The organism is Streptomyces sp. NPDC059668 (genome assembly GCF_042734135.1).
Taxonomy (GTDB): Bacteria; Actinomycetota; Actinomycetes; order Streptomycetales; family Streptomycetaceae; genus Streptomyces.
In genome coordinates this window covers 16,363-37,253 of sequence record NZ_JBHWEL010000050.1, presented here as the reverse complement: position 1 = coordinate 37,253, position 20,891 = coordinate 16,363, and the positions used below count along the sequence as shown (strand labels likewise).

The window sequence follows — 20,891 nt, the reverse complement described above, 5'->3', positions numbered from 1 at the left end:
GCCGCAGGCGCTGTCGCAGCCGCTGTCGTGAGTGTCCGGGGGAGTGGTGCCGCGGCTGCCGCCGTGGTGGCCCGCAGCGGTCAGGCGACGGCCCAGGGACCCAGGTCACGCGTACGCCGGCCGGCCGCCGAGGGCCGGCTCTCGTCCCAGGCCGGCTGCAACGCGGCGGAGAGGATGCCCCACAGCTGACCGGCGGTCAGGGTGTGCACGGGGATGACGACCTGGCCGGCCAGACTGACCCGGAACGTCGACTCCAGCGCGCCGACGATGCCGATGAGTGCCATCGAGTCCAGCCCGTAGGCCTCCATCGGGACGTCGGCGGCGGGCTCCTTGTCCTTGCCGAGCCCCGGCAGGCCCTGGCGCAGTACGTCCTCGAATTTCGCGTTCCACGGTACGTGGGCCATCGGGCGACTTCCTTCCGGACACGGGAGAGGCGAAGCGGTGCTCCGAGCAGCACCGTGCCGGATCCCGCTCGAGCCGCCGTGGACGCCTGCTCAGGCCGGCCCCCGCGACCGGCCGGCGCACGACCGAAGCCCCCGCCACGGCGCTGCCGGCGGGGGCCTCAAGATTCGGTTGGTTCGGCCTGTTCGGCTGGGCGCGGTGGTCGCGGCGCCCAGTGGTCCGTTACGGCAACCGCGCCCGTCAGACGGCCGCGACGGTGACCGCCTTGGGCCAGCCGATGTCGCCGGTGGTCCCGACGGTGGTGGCGGTCTTGGGCCAGCCGATGTTGCTGTCGTCGGCCGCGACGGTGACCGCCTTGGGCCAGCCGATGTTGCTGTCGTCAGCCGCGAGGGTGGCCGCCTTGGGCCAGCCGATGTCACCCGAGGCCGTGGTGTAGGTGGCCTTGGGCCAGCCGATGTCGCCGGTGGTCGCGACGGTGGTGGCGGTCTTGGGCCAGCCGATGTTGCTGTCGTCGGCGGCGACGGTGACCGCTTTGGGCCAGCCGATGTTGCTGTCGTCGGAGGCGGCCGGCCACCCGATGGCGGAGGAGGCCGTGGTACCCGCCGACTGCGGCCAACCGATGCTCTGCGCGGCGGTGCTGACGCCGCCGAGGGTGAGGACGGCGGAGGCGACGGCGGCGGTGGTGGTGACGGCGATGCGGGCGATGTTCTTCATGACGGCTCCTCCGTGGCAATGAAGCGAATCTGCGTTGGTAACTTCTTGCCAAGAAGCTTGGCAACGCGAACTCGGGATCTGCTCGGCATTCGCTGGAGACGGACTGGAGACCCACGAGAGACACGGGGCCACCTGCGCGAATGCCTGGCAAAGTTTGTCAACAACCCCGTTTTCAGACCCAGTGGGCGCCCGTTCCAAGAGGCCGAACCGTGCGTCCGCGGCCCCTTCGCTAGAGCGCCACCGGAGCCGGCGTTGCCACTTCGCCCTCGCGTTAGGCAACATATTGCCAAGCATGTTGGCAACGCTTGTTCGTGGCGGGTCGCGCACAACGGCCCCCGCGTCCTGGCAGCCGATGGCCCCGACAGCGGGGGGAGGCCCCGGAAATGAACGCGACGCCGTCATCCACGGACCAGAAGGACCGAAGGGACTACGCGCCCACGAGTGACCCCACGGACCGCAGTGACCGCAAGGACCACAAGGACCGCGACAGCCGCGACGACCCGAGCGGAGCGGGTGGCGTGGACGGCCGGACGGTCCATCTGGACACGGCGGGCTGGGGCCGTATGCCCGCCGCCGTACGCGCACTCGTCGCCGACTGCGCGGCCCGTGAGGACCGTTACGGGCCGCACGAACTCGAGGAACACCTCGAACACGTCCTGCGCACCGGGATCCATGACCGTCTCGGCGCACTGCTCGGTGTCCCGGCCGCCGACACGGCCGTCGTCACGGACGCCGCCACCGCCTTCGACGCGCTGGTCCGCGGCCTCGCCCCCGGCCGTGGCGACCGGATCTGGACGACCCCCTACGAGGGGGTGGCCAACCTGACGGCCCTGTACGCCCTGCGCGACCGCACCCGCTGCCGGCTGGAGGTCGTCCCGCTGCGCGAGGACGGAGACCTGGACCTGGAATGGATGGCCCGGCACATCGACGACGACGTCGCCCTCGTCTCGGCCGTCCACGTCCCCTCCGGCCGCGGCGTCGTCAACCCGGTCGAGGCCATCGGGCAGATCCTCGCCCCGCACCGGTGCCTGTACGCCGTCGACGCCTCCTACGCCGCCGGACAGCTCCCCGTGGACGCCGCCCGTATCGGATGCCATCTGCTGGCCGGCGACGGCTGGAGGTTCCTGCGCGGCCCCCACGACGTCGGATTCGCCTACGTGGCACCCCGGTTGAGGGATGCGTTCGAGGAGGCCGTCGCCCACCGGACGCCCCCGCACAACGCGGCCGTCGCGGGCCTGGACGCCGCGCTGGCCCACCGCGCGGCGGCCCCCGCCGGCCCCGCGGGACACGACGGGCTGCGGCTGCTGCCGGCCCTGCGCGCCGCCGTCGAGGAGACACCCGGCACCGAACTGATCACGCCCGGCCTGGTCCAGTCCGGCATCCTCGCCTTCCGCCACCGGGAACTGCCCGCCGCGCTCGTGCGCCGGCAACTCGCGGCCCGCGGCGTCGTGGTGTGGAAGACGGTCGCGCAGGAGCTGCCGCTCCTGGACCACCCCGCGAACACCGCCCTGCGCGCGTCCCTCCACCACGACACCACCCCGGACGACATCACCCGCTTCGGCCACGCCCTGCGGGCCGTCGTCCGCGAGGAACGCCCGCACGCGCCCGGCCCCCGCCCGGCCGCCGGCCGCACCGCCCCGGCTCCGGCGGCCGGCCCCCGCCCGCCCACCCGCCGCCACCTGACCCTGTGCCCCACACCGGCCGGGGCCGGTCGGTGAGAATGAGGGCGTGCGTCATGACATCAACCCCAGGCTGCTGCGCGCCTTCGTGGCCGTCGCCGAGGAGTTGCACTTCACCCGCGCCGCCGCCCGGCTGTTCGTCGCGCAGCAGGCGCTCAGCCGGGACATCCGGCACCTGGAACGGGTGTGGGGCAGGGCCTTGTTCGAGCGGGACACCCGGCACGTGGCGCTCACCCGCGAGGGGCACCGGCTGCTGCCCGTCGTGCGGCACGTCCTGGCCGCCCAGGAACGGCTGAGCCGGGAACTGGAGCAGACCCCGGCCGAGGGCGTCGCTCGCCCCTTGATCGTCGACGTCGCGCTCCACGGTTCCACCGGGCCACGGGTACTGGCGGCGGCCAGGGAGGCGGCCCCTGGCGTGGAGTTCGTCTCCCGGTTCCACAGTGGCCTCACGCGGGCGGCGGCCGAGATGGCGGACGGCCGGCTCGACGTCTCCTTCGGCCGTGTCGCCGGACTGCCGAGGGCTGTCCGTGCCGGCCTGGAACACCGGCTGATCCGCTATGACCGGCTGGCGGTGCACCTGCCCCCGCAACACCGGCTGGCCGCCCTGCCACGGGTGCCGCTGGCCGCGCTCGCCGGTGAGACCGTGTACGCCGCCGCGGGCAACGAGGACACCGCCGAATGGACGGACTACGCGCGCGCCCTGTTCGCGGGCCGCGGTGTCGGCCTGGCACCGCCCTTCCCGAAGATCGAGGGCGAGGCCGAGTTCCGGCGGGTCATGCGCAAGCAGGGCTGGTCGGTCCTGGCCAACGTCGACTTCTCGGACGTCCCGGAGCTGGCCCTGCGTCCCCTGACCGACCCGGTGCCTCTTTCCCCCGTCTCCCTGGTCTGGCGCCGCGGCCTGCGCCACCCGGGGGTGAGAGCTCTGGCCGGCGCCGCTCAGGCCCTCGGCGCGGCCGAGGGCTGGCTCGAACGGCCGCCGGGCTCCTGGCTCCCCGACGCCGACCGCGCCCTCGCCGCGGAGCCCTCGCACAGCTTCTGAACCACACCGTCCGGCCCCCGGCGGCTGAACCCGCCGCTGCCCGGTTGCCGGTGCCGTTCAGGGGGGCCGTACCGCCCGACGGGCGACGGCCCCCCGGCCCTCCTATCCTGAGGAGGACAGGACCCCAAGCCCCGTGTCCCACGGCACCGCTGCGCACCGCAGCCCGTCGCGTGGCCCCCGTCCGCGACGACCGGGCCCGGTCCGCATGTGCTTACCCCGGTCCTCACGTGCTTGGAGTCAGCCCATGACCCACTCGGGCACCCGTCTGCGCAGGGGAGCCGTCACCGCCGCCGTGGTGGGGGCGCTCATGGCGGCGGGCGCGGGCTGCACCGCCCGGGGCACGACCGCGACCGCCGCCGTCCCTGCCGCCGCCGACGCCACGCACGCCACCGCGTCCCCTTCACCGTCCGGCCCGGCGACGGGCGGGGTCCGCACCCTCACCCCTGCCGTGACCCGCCAACTCGACGCGAGCGTGCGGCAGGTCATGGGCGAGGCGGGCGTGCCCGGGGTGACCGTGGGACTGTGGACGCACGGCCAGGGCACCTACGTACGGTCGTTCGGTGTGGCCGACAGGAGCGACGGGCGCGCGATGTCGCCGGACCTGTACACGCGGATCGGCAGCGAGACCAAGACGTTCACCGTGACGGCGCTGCTCAAGCTGGTCGACGAGGGCAGGGTGGGCCTGGACGACCCGATCGGCAGATACGTCGACGGTGTGCCCGGCGGCGACCGGATCACGCTGCGGGACCTCGCCGGGATGCGCAGCGGCCTGTTCAACTACACCGAAGACCGGGGCTTCTTCAAGGCCCTCACATCCGACCCGCAACGGCCTTTCACCCCACCGCAGTTGCTCCACTACGCCTTCAGGCACCCCGCGCTGTTCCCGCCGGGACGGAAGTTCTCCTACAGCAACACCAACCTCATCCTGCTCGGCCTGGTCGTGGAGAGGGCCGGCGGTATGCCGGCCGGGGACTACATCCGTGAGAACGTCCTCGCCCCGGCCGGCATGGACCACACGCTCCTCCCGGCCGACGCGGCCTTCCCGGCCCCGCACGCCCAGGGCTACACCGACCAGACCGCGAGCGGCGCGGTCGAGGAGACCGCCGACTGGAACCCCTCCTGGGCCTGGACGGCCGGCGCGATGATCTCCGACCTGGACGACCTGCACACCTGGGCCCGCACGGTCGCCACGGGCGTCCTGCCCGACGGCACGGCCCTGATCAGCCCCGCCACCCAGAAGCAGCGGCTGGCCACGCTCCCCACCACGATCCCGGGCGCCGGGTACGGCCTGGGTATCTTCGACGTCCAGGGCTGGATCGGCCACAACGGCTCCATGCCGGGCTACGAGTCCCTGACCGTCTACCTGCCGTCGGCCCAGGCCACCCTGGTCGTGCTCCTGAACACCGACATCAGCCACGACGGCGCCGAGCCCAGCACACTCGTCGGCGAGGCGGTCACGAAGATCGTCTCACCGGGACACGTCTTCGACCTGCCCGCACAGCCCGCGGCCCGCTGACCGCGCACCATCACCATCACCATCACCATCACCATCACCATCACCATTGGCATTGGCATTGGCATTGGCATTGGCACTGGCATTGGCACCGCACCGGCACCGGCACGCGCGGCGGTGCACCAGCGCCCCGCGCCGTCGGGGGGCGGACACCGCGCCGTCGCGGGAGCATGGGCAGGACCGGCCCCCACGCCGGGCCGCATCCGGCAGACACGGGAACGCCGGGACACACCGAGGAGGGACAGGCCGGTGGGCATGGTGGTCTCCGTCGTCTTCGCCCTGCTGGCCGCCGCCAGCAACGCGACCGCCACCGTCCTCCAGCGCCGCGCCGCACAGGACGTCCCCCTGTCCGAAGGCTTCCGCGCCCGCCTCTTCGTCGACCTGCTGCAGCGGCCGGCCTGGCTCGGCGGCATGGCCGCGGTCATGGCGGCGGCCTGCTTCCAGGCGCTGGCCCTGGTCAACGGCGCCCTGGCCGTCGTACAGCCGATCTTCGTCCTGGAACTCCCCTTCGCCCTGCTGATCGGCGGTCTGGTGCTGCGCCGGCGGGTGACCCAGCGCGGCTGGACGGCCGTGGCATGCATCGCCGCCGGACTGGGCGTCGCCCTGGCCGCGGCGGCACCCTCGGCCGGCACCGACCAGCCCACCACGGGCGGCTGGATGGTGGCCATCGTCTGCTGCGTCGGCGTCATGGTGATCGCCGTGCGGATCGCACTGCACCGGCCCGCCGGACGGGCCCGCGCGGCCTGCTTCGGCAGTGCCGCGGCCATCGGCTACGCGCTCACCGCGGCCCTCATCAAGGACGCCACCCACGCCTGGCAGACGGGCGGTGTCACCGCCTTCTTCCTCACCTGGCAGACCTACGCCTTCGCCGCCGCCGGGGTCTGCGCCCTGTTCCTGCTGCAGAACGCCGTCCAGTCCGGCCCCCTGGTCGCCTCCCAGCCCGCCCTCACCCTCGGCGACGCCCTGGTCAGCCTCGCCCTGGGCGTCACCCTGTACGCGGAGGAGGTGCGCACCGGCTGGTGGCTGGTCCCCGAGATCGCCGGGGCCGGCCTGATCCTGTACGGAGCGATCCTGCTGGCCCGGATCCCCCTCGCCCAGACCCTGGTCTCCGCACCCCCCGCCCGCCACCGCGGCCGGGCCTGATCCCGCTCCCGCCACCGCCCCGGGCGCTCCGCTCGCTCCCCAAGCCCAGGTGACGAGGACTCGCTAGCCTGGAGTGGCAGGGGGTGGCCAGGCCGACAGCCCGAGGAGGCTGACGTGGCTGAAGCGACTACCGACACCGGAGCGACGGAAGGGCCCCGCCGCGGCCCCGGTACCCCCGGTCCCCGCGGCACCGCCACACCCCCCTACCTGCCGATCGCCGAACACGGCCTGATCGGCGACCTGCGCAGCGCGGCCCTGGTCGGCACGAACGGCACCATCGACTGGTACTGCTGCGCGCGCTTCGACGCGCCCAGCGTCTTCGCCTCGATCCTCGACGCGGAACGGGGCGGTTGCTTCGAACTGGCCGCGGACGTCCCCGCGCGCACCAAGCAGTTCTACTTCCCCGACACCAACGTGCTCATCACCCGCTTCTTCGCGGAGGACGGGGTCGGCGAGATCCAGGACTTCATGCCGGTCGTCGACGACTCGCGCGAGGCCGGCCGGCACCGCCTGATCCGCCGCGTGGTGTGCGTGCGCGGAACACTGCCCTTCCGCGCGCGCGTCGCCCCCCGCTTCGAGTACGGCGCCATGCCGCACACCGTGCACGCGTACGACGGCCAGGTGGTCTTCAAATCGGCCTCGCTCCACCTCGCGCTGACCTCCACGGTGCCCATCGAGGTCGCGGGCCCGGACGTGTGGTCGCTGTTCAAACTCCACGAGGGCGAGTCGGCCGTCTTCACCATCGACCGCATCGGCGGTGAGGTGGCACCGCGTTTCTGCGCCGTGGCCGAGGCGGAGCGGGAGTTCAACGCGACCGTGCGCTACTGGCGGCACTGGCTGTCCCAGTCGCGCTACCGCGGCCGCTGGCGGGAGATGGTGCACCGCTCCGCCCTCACCCTGAAACTGCTCACCTACGCGCCGACCGGCGCCATCATCGCCGCGCCGACCACCAGCCTGCCCGAGCAGATAGGCGGCGAACGCAACTGGGACTACCGCTACGTGTGGGTCCGCGACGCAGCGTTCTGTGTCTACGCGCTGCTCAGGCTCGGATTCATCGACGAGGCCGAGGCCTTCATGGGCTTCCTCACCGAGAACGTCGGGCTCGAATCGGTGAGCGCGTCCCAGGCCGAGGGACCCCTGCAGATCATGTACGGCATCGACGGCCGCCGCGATCTGTCCGAGCGTGAACTGCCCCATCTGGAGGGCTACCGCGGATCGGCCCCCGTACGCGTCGGCAACGCCGCCGTCGGCCAGCTGCAACTGGACATCTACGGGGCACTGCTCGACTCGTTCTACCTCTACGACAAGTGGGGCAAGCCCATCTCCAGCGGGCACTGGGACAGCATCTGCGAACTCGTCGACTGGGTGTGCGACCACTGGGACCAGCCCGACGAGGGAGTGTGGGAGACCCGCGGCGGACGCAAGCCGTTCCTGTACTCGCGGCTGATGTGCTGGGTCGCGATCGAACGGGCGATACGACTGGCCCGGCACCGCGGCCTGCCCGCCGACATCGTGCGCTGGGGCGGGGCACGGGACGCGATCTACCGGCGGATCATGAGCCACGGCTGGTCCGCCGAACGCCGCGCCTTCGTCCAGTACGAGAACAGCTCCATCCTCGACGCGTCGCTGCTGATGATGCCGCTGGCGAAGTTCATCTCCCCGACCGACCCGAAGTGGCTCGCCACCCTGGACGCGCTGGGCGAGGACCTGGTGTCCGACTCCCTGGTCTACCGCTACGACCCGCAGGCCAGCCCCGACGGCCTCCAGGGCGAGGAGGGCACGTTCTCGATCTGCTCGTTCTGGTACGTCGAGGCGCTCACCCGCGCGGGCCGGCTGGACGAGGCCCGGCTCGCGTTCGAGAAGATGCTCACCTACGCCAACCACCTCGGCCTGTACGCGGAGGAGATCGGCCACACGGGCGAACAGCAGGGCAACTTCCCCCAGGCGTTCACCCACCTCGCCCTGATCAGCGCGGCCTTCAACCTCGACCGCAGACTCGGCTAGAGGGAATCGTTTCCCCCCGGCCCGCGGCGGGACCGTCACCCCCCCTCTCGCGGTACGGACGGTGACATACGCCCGCGGTTTCCCCTGCACCGAGGGCGCGAACGGGTGGATGGGGGCCGCATGTCGCTGACCGTCACGATTACTGAGAGTCATATACGGTGACGGGCGGTCGCGCCGCCGGACACCGGTGCGCGGCCTGTCCGGTTTTCCAGCCGTCCGGAAGGAATGAGCGTGCACGCTCGCATTGGCATGAGCCGGGGGAAGACGCTCGCGGTCGCCGCACTGGCCGCCCTCGTCGCCTCCGTCCTCCCAGGATCCGCATCCGCCGTCGCGGACACGGGCCGGGACCACTCGGAACACTGGGGTGTGATCACCCGCAACACGATCGGCTCTCCCGTCGCCGCGCTGCGCAACGGCCCGTTCGGCTCGTTCGGCGTCCAGGGCCCCGCCGCCAGGCCGCCCTACGGAAAGGGCAGCCTGGGGATCGAGGTCGCCGACCAGAGCGAGAAGGTCGACTTCGGCAACGAGGTCGACTTCTTCGGCGACCCGGTGCTGGGCCTGACCAAGGTCGGCTTCCACGTCTTCCAGACCGGCGAGAACGTCGGCGCCGGAGGCACGGAGAACATGCCGAACATCAGGTTCGAGATCGACCCGAACGTGAGCGCGCATCCGGGCGACAACTACTCCACCCTGGTGTGGGTACCGGACGCGGCGCCGGTGACGGACCGCTGGAGCCCGTACATCGACGCCACCTCGAGCGGCTACTGGTTCCTCTCGGGCGGCGAGACCGCCTGCAACCAGGCCGCCGAGTGCACGTTCGCGCAGCTGAAGGCCTCGCTCAACGACGGCGGCGAGAAGCCGACCATCCACACCGTGGCGGTGGGCAAGGGCCGCGACCACATGTGGATCGGTGCCGTCGACGGTCTGCGCATCAACCAGACCGTCTACGACTTCGAGGCCGACGGAGTCAGGACCCACCGCGCCGCCTGACCGCCCGGGCGGGACGGACCCCGGCCCACCGGTGGGCCGGGGTCCCCCGCGGCTGCCGGCAACCCCTGAGCGCGGCGGACAGCCCTTGAGGGCGGCGGACCAGTCCCTGGGGCGGCGGGCAACCTCACACCCCGTTCTGTGAGCTACGCCCTGTCGCCGTCACGAGGGGCGCCCTTACGTTTGACTGCCACCGCGCCTGCCCCCTTCGGCGCACGTGTGCCCGTGTGGTCGGGCACGGGCCACGGCGGGCACCTGCGAAGGACGGTCACCATGCCCAGCGAACTCTCACCTGTCATCAGCGCCTGCGCGCGCTGGCTGCTGTCGGCGTTCCCGCCGGCGGCAGGCTCGCTGAACCATGCCCTGGCCGAGGCCCAGGCGCAGCACGCGGTCACCATCGCCGCCGCGCTGCGCTACCCCACCCCGCTGGACGCCGAGCTGCTCAGCCTGCTCGGCCCCGGAGGATCGGGCAGGCTGGACTACGTGACCGGCGCCGACGTGCACGCGCCCACCGGAGCCGAGCGCCTCTGGCGCACCTGGGTCGACGAGACCGTCGTCAGCTGGGCGGCCTGTCTGCTGGCCGACGCCGACCTCGCCGCGGTGGCGACGGCCTGCCTGGGCGCCACCCACCACGGCACCGGCGGCATCGGCAGCGCCCGCCGGCTCACCGTCCCCAGCCCCCGCGACCACCGGGCGGCCCCCCTGCTGCGTCACCCGGATCTCCTGGACCCGATCGCCGACCTCCACCGCGCGACCCTGCTCGGCCTGCTGGTCACCACCCCCGCGGCCGGCGCACCCGGCCCGAGGTGAGCGTCCCCGCCGCGGTCAGGGTGCCTTAAAGAGGCCCGGGAAACGGGGAGCGAGCCAGGGCCTGCGGCCCCAGACGGTGATGCCGCCCCGTCCGAGAGCGCTCCACTGGCCACGGCGGCCGAGCGCCATCAGCAGGAAGGTGACCGGCTCGGTCAGGATGGTGCAGTCCGGCCGGGCCGGTGGCCGCGCGTCGACCTGGACGACACCGTCGGTCACCGTCACCCCGAACCGGGCGCCGCCCCGCAGCCGGATCGTGTAGCGGGCGCTCAGCCCGGCGGTCCGGGCGGCGTCGGTCACCCGGGGCATGGCGGTGAGCAGGAACGGCACGGTCAGCTCGACCCGGGCACGGTCGATCATGTGCGGACGGCCCAGCGCGCGTGCGAGGTCGTAGCCGTGGCCCAGCATGTGGGTCAGCAGGTAGGACCCCAGCACGTCGGCGCCCATCGGGCCCAGCGGGGTGACGAGGGTTCCCCGCGCGGCACCCGTCTCCCACGCCTTCAGATATGCCTCTGCCTGCGTCTCGATCATCACGGCCAGCGGTTTCGCCCTCCGCTCGCCGAACGCGGCGAGCGCCCGCTCGTTGGCCGCGGCGAGGCTCTGCGGCGTCCCGTCGCCGTAGCCGCGGACCTGCCCCGCCGCGAGCTGGGCCATCAGTTCGTTGGCCTGCGCCAGATGCGCCGCCGCCTCCCCGACGCTCCACCGCGAGTTGGGCACCGCGCGGTCCATGTCCGCATCCCGGCGCAGCAGCGCGGCGATCTCCCGGGCGGTGTCGCGGATGGCGTCATCCAGCCCCTCGGGCAGGGTGTCCCGTACGTCCTGCCCGGCCACTGACTCCACGCCGCTCCACCTCGGGTCCCGCGTCCGCGCCGGACGCGGCACGCCCGGCGATCCGGCAGGCGAACGCCTTGCCGGTCAACCGGGGTACAGAACACCAGGTGAAGCGGCCCGCGACAAGACCCTGCGCGCAGCCGTCAAGGTCAGTTCGACAGGGGGTAGGCGACGGTCTGGGTGTATCCGGCGGGCTTGGTGTCGGTGTAGACGAGCCTCAGCCGGGTGTACTGGGACATCTGGGGGTTCTTCTTCCAGGCCTGCGGGCGGTCGAGGCGTACGGTGACGGGGTATGCGCGGAAGGTCCCCGCGGCGCAGTACGGCTTGCAGTCGTTGACCTCGTTGACGCCCTGCGCGACGGCGGAGCCGGCGTCCCAGCGCGACCACCGCAGTGAGGTGAGACGGCTGTTGCCGTCGCCGCAGGCGAGCACGAAATCACCGGGCTCCACCCGCGGCTGGAAGGAGCAGTCGACGATGACGGGCTGCGTCGGCACCGGGGGCTGCATCGACTCCTGCGCGAGGGTGTGCGCGGACCGCGGCGCCGTCACGGGTGCGGCGTCCGCCGTTCCCATGACAGTGGCCAGCGATACCGCGGCACAGAAGGTGACTGCCGCCCTGACGGTGAGTTTTCGCATGTCCGCTCCCGGCCGCGCTCTCCTTGGACTCATCGGCCCCCGCGTCCGTCCGGCCCGCCCGGCCCCGCCTGCACGGCGGGCGCCGACCGGCTGCCTTCCCACGCGGAGGATGCCTCCTCCCACGACGCTACGACCCCACCGGGAGATCCACCACTCGCACGCAGCAGCAGTACTTGCGGAACCCTCCGCCCCGCGTACCGGGCCCCGCCGCGAACCGGCCCGGCACCGCGAGGCACCCGCAACGGCCACGGCGGGATGATGGCCGGCATGCGCATCCGTATCGAGGCCGTCGACCTGCCCGGCCGCACCTGCCCGGCCCCCGCCGACGCCGCGTTCCCCGCGTACCGCGACATCCATGTCGCCGTGCAACGCCGTGACCGTCCCGCCGAACTCCTCGACCCGCAGCCCGGTGACGCCCGGTCCGCGACATGGACCCTGCCGTGCACGGTGACCGCCTCGCCGGCCGGCACCCACGTCCAAGGCCCCTACGTACAGGACCGCCTGGGCCGCCGGTTCGTCTACCTGTCCTGGGGCACCGTCGACGAGTCGGGCGTCTTCACGATGTTCCGCCGCGCCAAGCTGATGCTCGACGCCGTGCCCCCGCAGGTGCTCGACGCCGCCGCGCGCGAAGGCCTCCTCGTCGGACGCCTCGGCCTCAGTGACGCGCACGGCAACCCCCTGTGCGCACGTGTCGAACCCCCGCACATCACCTGGACCGCCGGCCCGTCTCAACTCGACGGCCGGCAGGGGGACATGAGGGCTCCGGGCGCCACGTCCGCATGAGGGTGCCGCCGCGGCGGTGAGGGGCAACGGCCCGCTCATGGCGGTGGGCGTCGATGTGTCCGGCACGGACAGGAAGGCGTTCTTCGGCGCGGACCGGCCGCGCGGGTAAGGCTGCGCATGCCGTCGCGTCAGTCGGTGACCGGGGTCTTCTGCTCAGGAGCGGCCTGCTGCGCGGCATCGTCGGCCGCACCGGTCCCGGCCGCCGTGTAGTACACCGACGTGCCCTGCTTGCTGCGCTGGGCGCGGCCCTTGGCGACCAGTCCCTCCACCGTGGTGCGCACGACCGTGGCCTTGACACCGCGCTCGGGGTGGGTCTCGGAGAGCGTGGCGGTGATCTCGGCGGCGGAACGCGGTTCGGACTGCCGGCTCAGGTGGTCGTGGATGAGCTCGACCAGGGTGGGCTTGCCCGCGGCTTCCGGCGCCTTCGCGGCGGCCTTCGTCGCCGTGCTCTTGGGCGTCGTGCTCTTGGGCGTCGTGCGGGCGGGCTTGGCCGGCTTGGCGGCAGCGGCCTTCTTCTGCTGCTTGGCGGGCTTGGGCCGGGACTTGGGTTCGGCGGAAGCCTGCCGCGGCACCGAGGGCACCGTCGCGGCGGCCTCGGCCGCCTTCGCACCGGCCGCGGCGGGGGCCTCGTCACCCAGCGTCCGCCGCAGGTTGACCAGCAGGGCCTGATCGCGCCGCAGGGCCTCCAGCAACTCCTGCAGGGCCACCACCTCGGCGCCGATACGTTCCTGTTCCTTGGTGTTGCGCTCAAGGTCCGCGGTGAGCTGGGCCGCGTACTGCGACTGGAGTTCGGTGGTCTCCGAGTGGACTTGTGACATGACAGTTCCTTCTTCCGGGATGTCTGAATCGGTCCTGAGGGCGGATGGTACCTGCATCATCTGGCCATGATCCTGTGCGTGTTCGGGCTCGCGCGCACCTGCCGACTCCCAAGGATGCCTGTTCGGAGCCCACATGACAGCAAGGAACGCCACCTGTGAGCGGCACCACCAGCCCGTATCGGAGGTGTCTCATTCCCCTCACCGGCACGGGACATCCCCGGGGGAACCGACCCTGCGCGGACCATGGCCGATACCGGCCGCAACGAGGTGCGGCAGGCGCACACACCAACTCCCCTCCGGGCCGGGGCCGCTGAGATCGGCCGCGTCGTAGGAGGCACAGTCCCAGACAACGGGGTGCGACATCGGGGAGAACAGCGGAATACACCCGAACGGCACCCCGTACGCGCACCGCCGCTGTTGATGGGACCACTCACCGGCACCCACCACCCGCCGGACCGCCCGGCTACGCGGCGGGCTGAAAACCAGCTCCCCACACCTGCCGCAATGTGTCGCAGACCTCACCCACCGTGGCTCCGGAAGCCAGCGCCTGCTTCATCGGGTGAAGGACGTTGTCACTGCCCTCCGCCGCCTTGCGCACCACGATGAGCGCGTCGTCGACCCGGTCGGCACACCGCCACGCGCGCAGTTTGGCCAGCCGCTCGGTCTGCCGCTGTTCGGCGACGGGATCGAGGCGGGCCGCCTCGTACAACCCGTCCCCGTCGAGGCGCCGGTGGCGGCGCGCGGCGCGCTCGATCTCGTCCCGCTGGAAGCCGTGACCGTGGGCGGCGACCGCGCCACCCAGCTCCTCCACCCGCAGCATCAGCTCCAGCGCCGCGGCCTCCAGGCCGTCGATCGTCCGCGCGGCGGCCCGACTGCCCGCGAACGGACGCACCGCGGAGGCGGCCCCGTACGGCCGGCCACCGCCGAGCACCGCGGCCAGACCCCGCACGGCCCTGCGCACCGGCATGCGCGAGGCGACACCGCGCGCACCGAACTGCTCACCCAGTACCCGCGACCAGACACGCCGGGCCGCACGCAGGGTGGCGAGCTCCTCCAGGAGCGTGGCCCGCGCGCCGAACAGGAACGACAGCCGCGGCGCGAAGACGTCCACGTCCATCCCGTACGCGACCGCCGTCCGCAGGTACTCCACGCCCTCGGCCAGGGTGAAGGCGATCTCCTGCGCGGGCGTGGCTCCCGCCTCCGCCAGGGCGCGCCCCGAGATCGAGAGCGTGTTCCAGCCGGGCAACTGCGCACGGCAGTAGGCGAAGAGGTCCGCCGCCAGCCGCAGGGAAGCCTCCGGCGGGAAGACGTACCTGCCCCGCACGACGTACTCCGTCAGCACGTCGTGGTGGACCGTGCCGGTCAACCGGTCGGCGCGCAGGCCCTGTTCCTCGGCGACCAGCTGGTACAGCAGCAGGAGCACCGCCGCCGGCGCGCCGACGGCCATCGACGTCGACACCCGCTCCAGGGGGATCCCCGTGAACAGCACCCGCATGTCGTCGAGGGAGTCGACCGCCACCCCCGCCCGGCCGACCTCACCGCTCGCCTGCGGGGCGTCCGAGTCGAGACCCAACTGCGTGGGCAGGTCGAAGACGACCGACAGCTCCGTCGTGCCGTACGCGACCGACCGCCGGTAGTAGGCGTTGGACTCACCCGCGGTGCCGAAACCGGCGGACCGGTGCGTGGTCCAGGGGCAGACGGTGAACATCGATGTTCGTCCCTCCGAAAGGCCCGGCGCAGCGCGGGAGCACCGCGGGCCGTCATCGTGGGGGCAGCGGCTAAAGCCCGGGCAGGGCGCCCATCACCGCGAGGACCTGCCGAAACCCGCCGACGGTGTGACAGGGACGGCATCCCGGTACTTCCTGCCGTGCAGTCACTGGCCATCGCGCCGGACTCGTGCCGGGCATATGCCTTCCTAGACTGCAGGAACGTGGAGGGAATGCGACCGGGAGGGCGGGCCCATGATGCTCCTGCACCGCGACGACGAATGCGCACGACTCGACAAGGCTCTGCGCGCCTGCAGCGACGGCACCGCTCAACTGGTGCTGGTGGAAGGAGCACCCGGCTGCGGCAAGACACGGTTCCTGCAGTACGCCGCCGACCTCGCCGCCGACCGCGGACTCACCGTGCTGCACGCCGCGGCCGACCCCGGCGCCCGCCGCGAGGACCACGCGCTGCTGCGCCGCCTCGCCGCCTGCCTCACCGAGGACCTGCCCCGGCCGGCACCCGCACCGGACGGGACGGCGGCCGGCTTCGCCGCCCTGCTGCGCACCGCCTGCGCGAACGGCCCCGTACTCCTGTGCGTCGACGACCTGCAGCACGCCGACCGCGCCTCGCTCGCCGAACTGCTGCGCCTGACCCACACCCTGCACGAGGCCCCCCTCCTGACGGTGCTCGCCCAGTCCCCGTACCACCGCACGGACGGCTTCGCACTGCACACCGAACTCCTGCGCCACCAGGGCTTCGTCCGCATCCCGCTGGCCCGCCTGGACGCCCGGGGCACCGCCGAACTGGCCCGCTTCTGGGGCACCCCGGTGCCCGCGGACGCCACCGCGCCCCTGCACGCGCTCAGCGGCGGCAACCCCCTTCTGATACGTGCCCTGCTGGCCGAGACGGGCACCCCCGCCGGCCGGCCCGGGTGGCCGGAGCCCGAACCCGGCGGCCCCTTCACCGAGGCGTTCGCGACCTGTGTCCAACGCTGCGGTCCCGCCGCCCGCCGGCTGGCCGCCGCCCTCGCCGTCCTGGGCCCGCAGGCCGACCCGCAGCACGCCGCCCGCCTCGCCCGGCTCGGCGCCGACGCCGCCGCCCGCGCGCGCCACGCCCTGGACGCCGCCGGACTCGTCACCGGCGCCCGGCTGCGCCATCCCGCGGCCGAGTCCGCGGTGCTGGGCATGCTCTCCTCCGAACAGCGCCGGTCGATGCACCGCAACGCCGCCCGCGTCCTGCACCACGCCCTGGCCGAACCCGTCCTGGTGGCAGGGCAGTTACTGGCCGCCGGGACGGCCACGCACACCTGGGAGATCCAGGCGCTGCGGGACGCGGCCCGGCAGGAACCGTTCTCGCACAGCGACCCCGACGGCGCGCCGACCCTGCTGCGACTGGCCCGTTCCGGCTGCCCCGACGAACCCACCCGGCTGCGGATCACCCTGCAACTGGCCGCCCACACCTGGCGCCTGCATCCGGCCGCGGCCCACCACCTCCTCGACGAACCCCAGGCCGCCCTGCGCGCCGGACGCCTGTCCGGCGCCGACGCGGGATGGCTGGCCCGGCTGCTGGCGGCCCAGGGCCGCATCGAGGAGGCCGACGAGGTCCTGGGCCGAGCGGCCGGGGACGTCCGCCCGGCCCGCGACAGCGTGCCGAGCGAACCCCACGCCCAGTGCCCGGTCACCCACGAGCGCCCCACCGCACCGGTCACCCGCGCCGCCGCGCTGTGGCTGGTCCCGGGCACCCGCGAGGACGTACCGGCCGCCGAACGGCTGCTGACCGACACACCCCTGGCCCCGGCCACCTACGAGTCACTCGCCCGGGCCCTGCGCACCCTGGTCCATCACCGGCCGCAGCGGGCCGTGGCCTGGTGCGGCCGGCTCGCCGAGGAGATCTCCGCCCGCAACGCCCCCGGCTGGCAGGCCGCCTTCGCCACCGCGCACGCCGAGTCCCTGCTGCGGCTCGGCGACCTCACCGGCGCCCGGCGCGAGGCGACGCGTGCCCTCGAACACCTCGCCGGCCGCGGCGGCCCGTTCCTCCTCGCCCCGCTCGCCCTGCTGGTCCAGGCCCTCACCGAACAGGGCGAGTACGCCACGGCGGCCCTGCACCTGCACCCCACCCTGCCCGGCGAGCCCTACTCCACCGTGCACGCCCTCGCCTTCCTGCGCGCCCGCGGCCGCTACTACCTGGCCACCGGACGCCCCCAGGCAGCCCTGGAGGAGTTCCTGGAGGCGGGCAGGACCGCGGGCCGCTGGGCGGCCGACCAGCCCGAACTGCTGCCCTGGCGCACCGACGCGGCGGAGGCACTGCTCCTGCTCGGACGCCCGGGCGAGGCACAGGCCCTGGTCGCCGACCAGCTCGCCCTCCCGGCGGCCACCGGGACGCGGGCGCGCGGGGTGACACTGCGGCTCAGCGCGGCCACCGCCGAGCCCCGGCGCCGCGTCGAGCTGCTGGCCGGCGCGGTCGACGAGCTCCGCGACTACGGGGACCGCCTCGAACTCGCCCGCGCCCTGGCCGACCTGGGCGGCGCGCTACGCCTGAACGGCGAGGGAACCCGGGCTGGGACGATCACCCGGCGGGCCTGGCAACTGGCGGGCGACTGCGGCGCGGTGCCGCTGCGCGAGCGGATACGGCCCGTCGACGGCCCGGAGCGCGCCGCGCGTCCCGTCCGCAGCCGGGACACCGCCCGGCTGAGCGGTTCGGAGGAACGGGTGGCCGCCCTCGCCGCACAGGGGCACACCAACCGGGAGATCGCGGTCAAGCTCTTCGTCAGCCCCAGCACGGTCGAGCGCCACCTCACCTGCGTCTACCGCAAACTCGGCATCGCCCGCCGCCAGGACCTGCCCTCGGACCTGCGCACCCGGACGTTCGAACAGGCCGGCCACTGAAGCGGACCGCCCGGGCCCGGTGACGGCACGCCCGCCGCGCGCTCCTACGCCGAGCGGAGACATGCGCCGAGTGGAGACATGTGTCGAGCGGAGACATGCGCTGAGTGGAGACATGCGCTGAGTGGAGACATGTGCTGAGCGGCACACCGGCCGGCGGGAGCTTCCCGCGGTCCGCACCGCTGCCGGGACGCACCCCTGACGGAACACCCGGGCCGCACCGCTGACGGGCACAGCCTTGGCGGGCCGGACCTCCGTCAGCCGCGTCGCTGCCGGGCACATCGCCGGCGGGGCGAACCTCTGGTGGCCGCACCTCTGACGGTGGCACACCGGGCGGGCCGCGACATGGTGGGCCGAGCCTCTGACGGGCACGCCCCGGGCGGGCCGAACTCCTGGCGGCCGCCCCTTTTGGCGGTCCGAACTCCGGTCGGGCGCGGGGCAGTTCGCGGTGCCTGTGGTGGCACGCCGGTGTTCTCCGGGCGAGGGAACCGGGACGGGGCGGTGCGGGAGCGGGCCGGGCTCATCCTGGTACAGGAGATCCTCGGCGGTCCGCCGTACGCCGTCCGCGGTGCGCGCCTCACCGCGATGCCGCTGCGGGGGCGCGATGTTCCCGGGTCCCTGGCCGGTGACGGCCAGGGACCCGGCGGGAGCATCCAGCATGGGGGGCAGGCTGGACCGGGCCGGTTCGGCCGTTCTACTTGATGAACTCCGGAGGCACCCGCGGGGGCCAGTGACCCACCGTCAGCATGCCCAGGGAATGGGCACGGGCCACGAGGGCGGCCCGGTTGGGGGCCTTGAGCTTCCGCAGCATGAGCCCGACGTGGTACTCGACGCCCTGCCGGCTGAGGTAGAGGCGCGCGGCGAGCTGGACGGTGGAGGCTCCGGCGGCGACACCCTCCAGGACCTGCGCGTCGAGCTTGCTCAGCAGCCGCTCGGGGGCGTGCGCGGCCGGCTCCTCGGCGGCCGCGGCCTCCTGGTCGGGCCGGACTTGGACAACGATGCCAGCGAGCCCGCCTGTGGTGTCGTGGACCGCGATTCCGGTGAGACCGGCGGAGAACACCCGGCCCGAGTCGCCGAGGCCGACCATCCGCTCGTCGAAGCGGTTGCACCGCCCCTCCGACATCCGTGTGAAGTGCCGGTCGAGATAGGACGGGGAACTCGGGTGGAGCAGCTCGTACAGGCTGCGGCCACAGGTGTCGGCCGAGGTACGTCCGAACCGGCGGGAGAAGTCGGGCTCGGCCGCGACGATGCGCCGTTCGGGATTGAGGTGGGCGGTGTAGGTGCGTCGGCCGGCCGCGGACGCCGAACGGGCGGCGTAGGTGTACCGGTGTCCGGCCGAGGGGTGCGAGGTGGTCGACCGGTCGTTGGTGAGCAGGACATCCGTGATGCTGGTGGTCATGACGAGATACCGGCTTTCTGTATCCAGGTGCGGGACAGCGCATGCCTCGTTGCACGGCCGGCTTTCACACAACGCCGGGCGATCGCCGGGAATCCGTGCGCGGCGGTTGGGGCGGGGGATCCTGTCTGCGCCGCCGCCGACGTGCTCGTGATCTCCTCGGCGTGCGGGCAGCCGTTCCGCGATCCCCATGAGCTCCGCGATCTCCTCGATCGGCTGGATCTCTTCGTTTCCTCCTGAACGGGAAGTGACCTGTCCTACTGCACCACCGGCCGCTTGCGGCTGTGTTGTGTGCGGCATGGGGGATCTCTGTGGCAGCGCTGCGGGGGCCTTCAGGGGACCGCGGACGAGGGCCCGGGAGGCCGGTTCTGTGCGCTCGGCCATGCGCTCGGCCATGTGCTCGGCCGCAGGGGCGCCGGGTGCCGTGCGCCGTGTCCGGGGTTCCGCTCGCGGCCGCGCGGTCGGCCGCCGCGTCCCGCAGGACAGTCACAGCAGGCGCTCGTCGTGCCGAGCACGCGCCGATGGCGCGGAACCCCGGTCAGGCGGCCGGTGGAACGTCGCCCCGGCCAGGACCCACGGAACACTCAGGCCCGCTGAAGTCCCGCGAAACGCCGCCCGCCCGCTCCATGCGGACAGTCGCCGCTGCTGACCGGCAGGAGTTCAGACAACTGAGTCCGGCTGCGGTGCGGCTTGCGAGTCGGAGGTGAAGGTGACCCTGAGCCGACAGTCCAGGGCAGAGGCGATGCGCTCCAGCAGTGCCAGGGTGGGCTGGTCCCGCCCGGATTCGATGCGGGAGATCGCGGCCTGGCCGGTTCCGGCGAGTTCGGCCAGACGCGCCTGGGACATGCTCCGCTGCAGGCGCCAGAAGCGCACCAGGTCCGCGGTGTCACTCATCGTCCGGCGTCCTGGCTGTAGCGGGGCAGAACCGCCGTGTCGATCTTCCAGCCGCCGACCGTGATGGTTTCCGGGAACGTGTAGTGCTGCCTGTTGTCGTAGGTGTCCACGCCGGCACGCCGTACGGGCGCCCAATGGTGGACAGCACTTCCGTCCCGGGGGTCGACGATCAGGTAGTGCGGCACTCCCATGGCCGGATAGTCGCGCAGTTTGCCCTCATAGTCATTGCTGGGGTTGGAACGGGAGACGATCTCGATCACCAGGTGGCAGCGGCGGGGGTCGATCGCGTCGCTGTCAGCGGTGGCCTCCTCCTCATCGACCACGACAAGGTCCGGCACGCGCAGGATGCCGAGTGCGGCGTCTTCCATGTCGGTTTCGAGCATGAGGACCAGGTCCGTGTCCAGCTGGGGGTCCAGCTGGGTACGCAGACGGTGAGCGACCAACTGATGCTGCTTCTTGGAGCTCATCATCATGAGCAGCTGACCGTGACTGATCTCCGGCCAGGCCAGCGGTTCGGGCTTGTCGAACGCCTCACGGAACTCACGCAGGTGGTGGTAAATGCTCTGTTCCGTCATACCTCAACCGTACATGACGAAATCATCATACGCGGTGCGGTGCGGTGAGGCCCGGGTCCAGCGGTCCTGTCGCGGACCGGCG

The 20,891-nt window shown here is 72.9% G+C and carries 17 protein-coding genes and 1 pseudogene; 9 read left to right on the top strand and 9 right to left on the bottom strand.

The window, feature by feature from the left end:
* Positions 1–80: 80 nt before the first annotated feature.
* Both ACFV2J_RS29105 and ACFV2J_RS29100 read right to left on the bottom strand, forming a co-directional pair.
* A complete protein-coding gene (locus tag ACFV2J_RS29105) occupies positions 81–404 on the bottom strand; it encodes an acyl carrier protein (RefSeq protein ID WP_385087891.1) in 324 nt (107 codons plus the stop codon).
* A 238-nt stretch (positions 405–642) separates the two neighbouring features.
* On the bottom strand, positions 643–1,116 hold the full coding sequence (locus tag ACFV2J_RS29100) for a hypothetical protein (protein WP_385087893.1): 474 nt from the start codon (positions 1,114–1,116) through the stop codon (positions 643–645).
* A gap of 383 nt (positions 1,117–1,499) precedes the next feature.
* Here ACFV2J_RS29100 and ACFV2J_RS29095 point away from each other — a divergent pair, with 383 nt between their 5' ends.
* The 7 genes from ACFV2J_RS29095 (at position 1,500) to ACFV2J_RS29065 (ending at position 10,291) form a co-directional block, all read left to right on the top strand.
* Positions 1,500–2,834: an aminotransferase class V-fold PLP-dependent enzyme gene (locus ACFV2J_RS29095; RefSeq protein ID WP_385441394.1), complete on the top strand. Its 1,335-nt coding sequence runs from the start codon at positions 1,500–1,502 to the stop codon at positions 2,832–2,834.
* A 10-nt stretch (positions 2,835–2,844) separates the two neighbouring features.
* On the top strand, positions 2,845–3,834 hold the full coding sequence (locus ACFV2J_RS29090) for a LysR family transcriptional regulator (protein WP_385087897.1): 990 nt from the start codon (positions 2,845–2,847) through the stop codon (positions 3,832–3,834).
* 244 nt (positions 3,835–4,078) lie between these two features.
* On the top strand, positions 4,079–5,350 hold the full coding sequence (locus ACFV2J_RS29085) for a serine hydrolase domain-containing protein (protein ID WP_385087899.1): 1,272 nt from the start codon (positions 4,079–4,081) through the stop codon (positions 5,348–5,350).
* Between the two features lie 252 nt (positions 5,351–5,602).
* A complete protein-coding gene (locus ACFV2J_RS29080) occupies positions 5,603–6,490 on the top strand; it encodes a DMT family transporter (protein ID WP_385087909.1) in 888 nt (295 codons plus the stop codon).
* Between the two features lie 114 nt (positions 6,491–6,604).
* Complete coding sequence (locus ACFV2J_RS29075; RefSeq protein WP_385087901.1) at positions 6,605–8,494, top strand: glycoside hydrolase family 15 protein; 1,890 nt, start codon at positions 6,605–6,607, stop codon at positions 8,492–8,494.
* Positions 8,495–8,725: 231 nt separating this feature from the next.
* Positions 8,726–9,484: a hypothetical protein gene (locus ACFV2J_RS29070; protein WP_385087903.1), complete on the top strand. Its 759-nt coding sequence runs from the start codon at positions 8,726–8,728 to the stop codon at positions 9,482–9,484.
* A gap of 270 nt (positions 9,485–9,754) precedes the next feature.
* On the top strand, positions 9,755–10,291 hold the full coding sequence (locus ACFV2J_RS29065; RefSeq protein WP_385087905.1) for a hypothetical protein: 537 nt from the start codon (positions 9,755–9,757) through the stop codon (positions 10,289–10,291).
* Positions 10,292–10,306: 15 nt separating this feature from the next.
* On the opposite strand, the gene ACFV2J_RS29060 is transcribed toward ACFV2J_RS29065, so the two are convergent.
* Together ACFV2J_RS29060 and ACFV2J_RS29055 are read right to left on the bottom strand one after the other, a co-directional pair.
* A complete protein-coding gene (locus ACFV2J_RS29060; protein ID WP_385441389.1) occupies positions 10,307–11,128 on the bottom strand; it encodes a maleylpyruvate isomerase family mycothiol-dependent enzyme in 822 nt (273 codons plus the stop codon).
* Between the two features lie 140 nt (positions 11,129–11,268).
* Positions 11,269–11,754: a hypothetical protein gene (locus tag ACFV2J_RS29055; protein ID WP_385441386.1), complete on the bottom strand. Its 486-nt coding sequence runs from the start codon at positions 11,752–11,754 to the stop codon at positions 11,269–11,271.
* A 267-nt stretch (positions 11,755–12,021) separates the two neighbouring features.
* On the opposite strand from ACFV2J_RS29055, the gene ACFV2J_RS29050 reads away from it, so the two are divergent.
* The gene (locus ACFV2J_RS29050; RefSeq protein ID WP_385083571.1) at positions 12,022–12,537 is read left to right on the top strand and encodes a DUF5990 family protein; all 516 of its coding nucleotides are present in this window, start codon (positions 12,022–12,024) and stop codon (positions 12,535–12,537) included.
* Between the two features lie 128 nt (positions 12,538–12,665).
* Here ACFV2J_RS29050 and ACFV2J_RS29045 read toward each other — a convergent pair whose 3' ends face one another.
* Complete coding sequence (locus ACFV2J_RS29045) at positions 12,666–13,355, bottom strand: hypothetical protein (protein WP_385083572.1); 690 nt, start codon at positions 13,353–13,355, stop codon at positions 12,666–12,668.
* Between the two features lie 463 nt (positions 13,356–13,818).
* Positions 13,819–15,066, bottom strand: a pseudogene (locus ACFV2J_RS29040) (methylmalonyl-CoA mutase family protein); the annotation flags it as partial.
* A 250-nt stretch (positions 15,067–15,316) separates the two neighbouring features.
* On the opposite strand from ACFV2J_RS29040, the gene ACFV2J_RS29035 reads away from it, so the two are divergent.
* Positions 15,317–17,947 (top strand): AAA family ATPase, encoded by a 2,631-nt coding sequence (locus ACFV2J_RS29035; RefSeq protein WP_385083573.1) that lies wholly within the window; start codon positions 15,317–15,319, stop codon positions 17,945–17,947.
* A 691-nt stretch (positions 17,948–18,638) separates the two neighbouring features.
* On the opposite strand, the gene ACFV2J_RS29030 is transcribed toward ACFV2J_RS29035, so the two are convergent.
* The 3 genes from ACFV2J_RS29030 to ACFV2J_RS29020 form a co-directional block, all read right to left on the bottom strand.
* Complete coding sequence (locus ACFV2J_RS29030) at positions 18,639–19,343, bottom strand: LuxR C-terminal-related transcriptional regulator (protein WP_385083574.1); 705 nt, start codon at positions 19,341–19,343, stop codon at positions 18,639–18,641.
* A gap of 657 nt (positions 19,344–20,000) precedes the next feature.
* Positions 20,001–20,234, bottom strand: coding sequence for a helix-turn-helix transcriptional regulator (locus ACFV2J_RS29025; RefSeq protein WP_385083575.1), 234 nt, complete (start codon positions 20,232–20,234; stop codon positions 20,001–20,003).
* Entirely contained in the window at positions 20,231–20,809 is a 579-nt protein-coding gene (locus ACFV2J_RS29020) for a Uma2 family endonuclease (protein ID WP_385083576.1), read from the bottom strand. Before ACFV2J_RS29020 ends, ACFV2J_RS29025 begins: the two co-directional genes overlap by 4 nt.
* Between the last annotated feature and the right edge of the window lie 82 nt (positions 20,810–20,891).

Excerpts from the sequence above, each read along its gene's own strand:
- ACFV2J_RS29085 (WP_385087899.1), top strand. The coding sequence starts at position 4,079 with ATGACCCACTCGGGCACCCGTCTGCGCAGGGGAGCCGTCACCGCCGCC.
- ACFV2J_RS29055 (WP_385441386.1), bottom strand. The coding sequence starts at position 11,754 with ATGCGAAAACTCACCGTCAGGGCGGCAGTCACCTTCTGTGCCGCGGTA.
- ACFV2J_RS29100 (WP_385087893.1), bottom strand. The coding sequence starts at position 1,116 with ATGAAGAACATCGCCCGCATCGCCGTCACCACCACCGCCGCCGTCGCC.
- ACFV2J_RS29080 (WP_385087909.1), top strand. The coding sequence starts at position 5,603 with ATGGTGGTCTCCGTCGTCTTCGCCCTGCTGGCCGCCGCCAGCAACGCG.
- ACFV2J_RS29030 (WP_385083574.1), bottom strand. The coding sequence starts at position 19,343 with ATGACCACCAGCATCACGGATGTCCTGCTCACCAACGACCGGTCGACC.
- ACFV2J_RS29095 (WP_385441394.1), top strand. The coding sequence starts at position 1,500 with ATGAACGCGACGCCGTCATCCACGGACCAGAAGGACCGAAGGGACTAC.
- ACFV2J_RS29035 (WP_385083573.1), top strand. The coding sequence starts at position 15,317 with ATGATGCTCCTGCACCGCGACGACGAATGCGCACGACTCGACAAGGCT.
- ACFV2J_RS29020 (WP_385083576.1), bottom strand. The coding sequence starts at position 20,809 with ATGACGGAACAGAGCATTTACCACCACCTGCGTGAGTTCCGTGAGGCG.
- ACFV2J_RS29045 (WP_385083572.1), bottom strand. The coding sequence starts at position 13,355 with ATGTCACAAGTCCACTCGGAGACCACCGAACTCCAGTCGCAGTACGCG.
- ACFV2J_RS29065 (WP_385087905.1), top strand. The coding sequence starts at position 9,755 with ATGCCCAGCGAACTCTCACCTGTCATCAGCGCCTGCGCGCGCTGGCTG.
- ACFV2J_RS29025 (WP_385083575.1), bottom strand. The coding sequence starts at position 20,234 with ATGAGTGACACCGCGGACCTGGTGCGCTTCTGGCGCCTGCAGCGGAGC.
- ACFV2J_RS29105 (WP_385087891.1), bottom strand. The coding sequence starts at position 404 with ATGGCCCACGTACCGTGGAACGCGAAATTCGAGGACGTACTGCGCCAG.
- ACFV2J_RS29050 (WP_385083571.1), top strand. The coding sequence starts at position 12,022 with ATGCGCATCCGTATCGAGGCCGTCGACCTGCCCGGCCGCACCTGCCCG.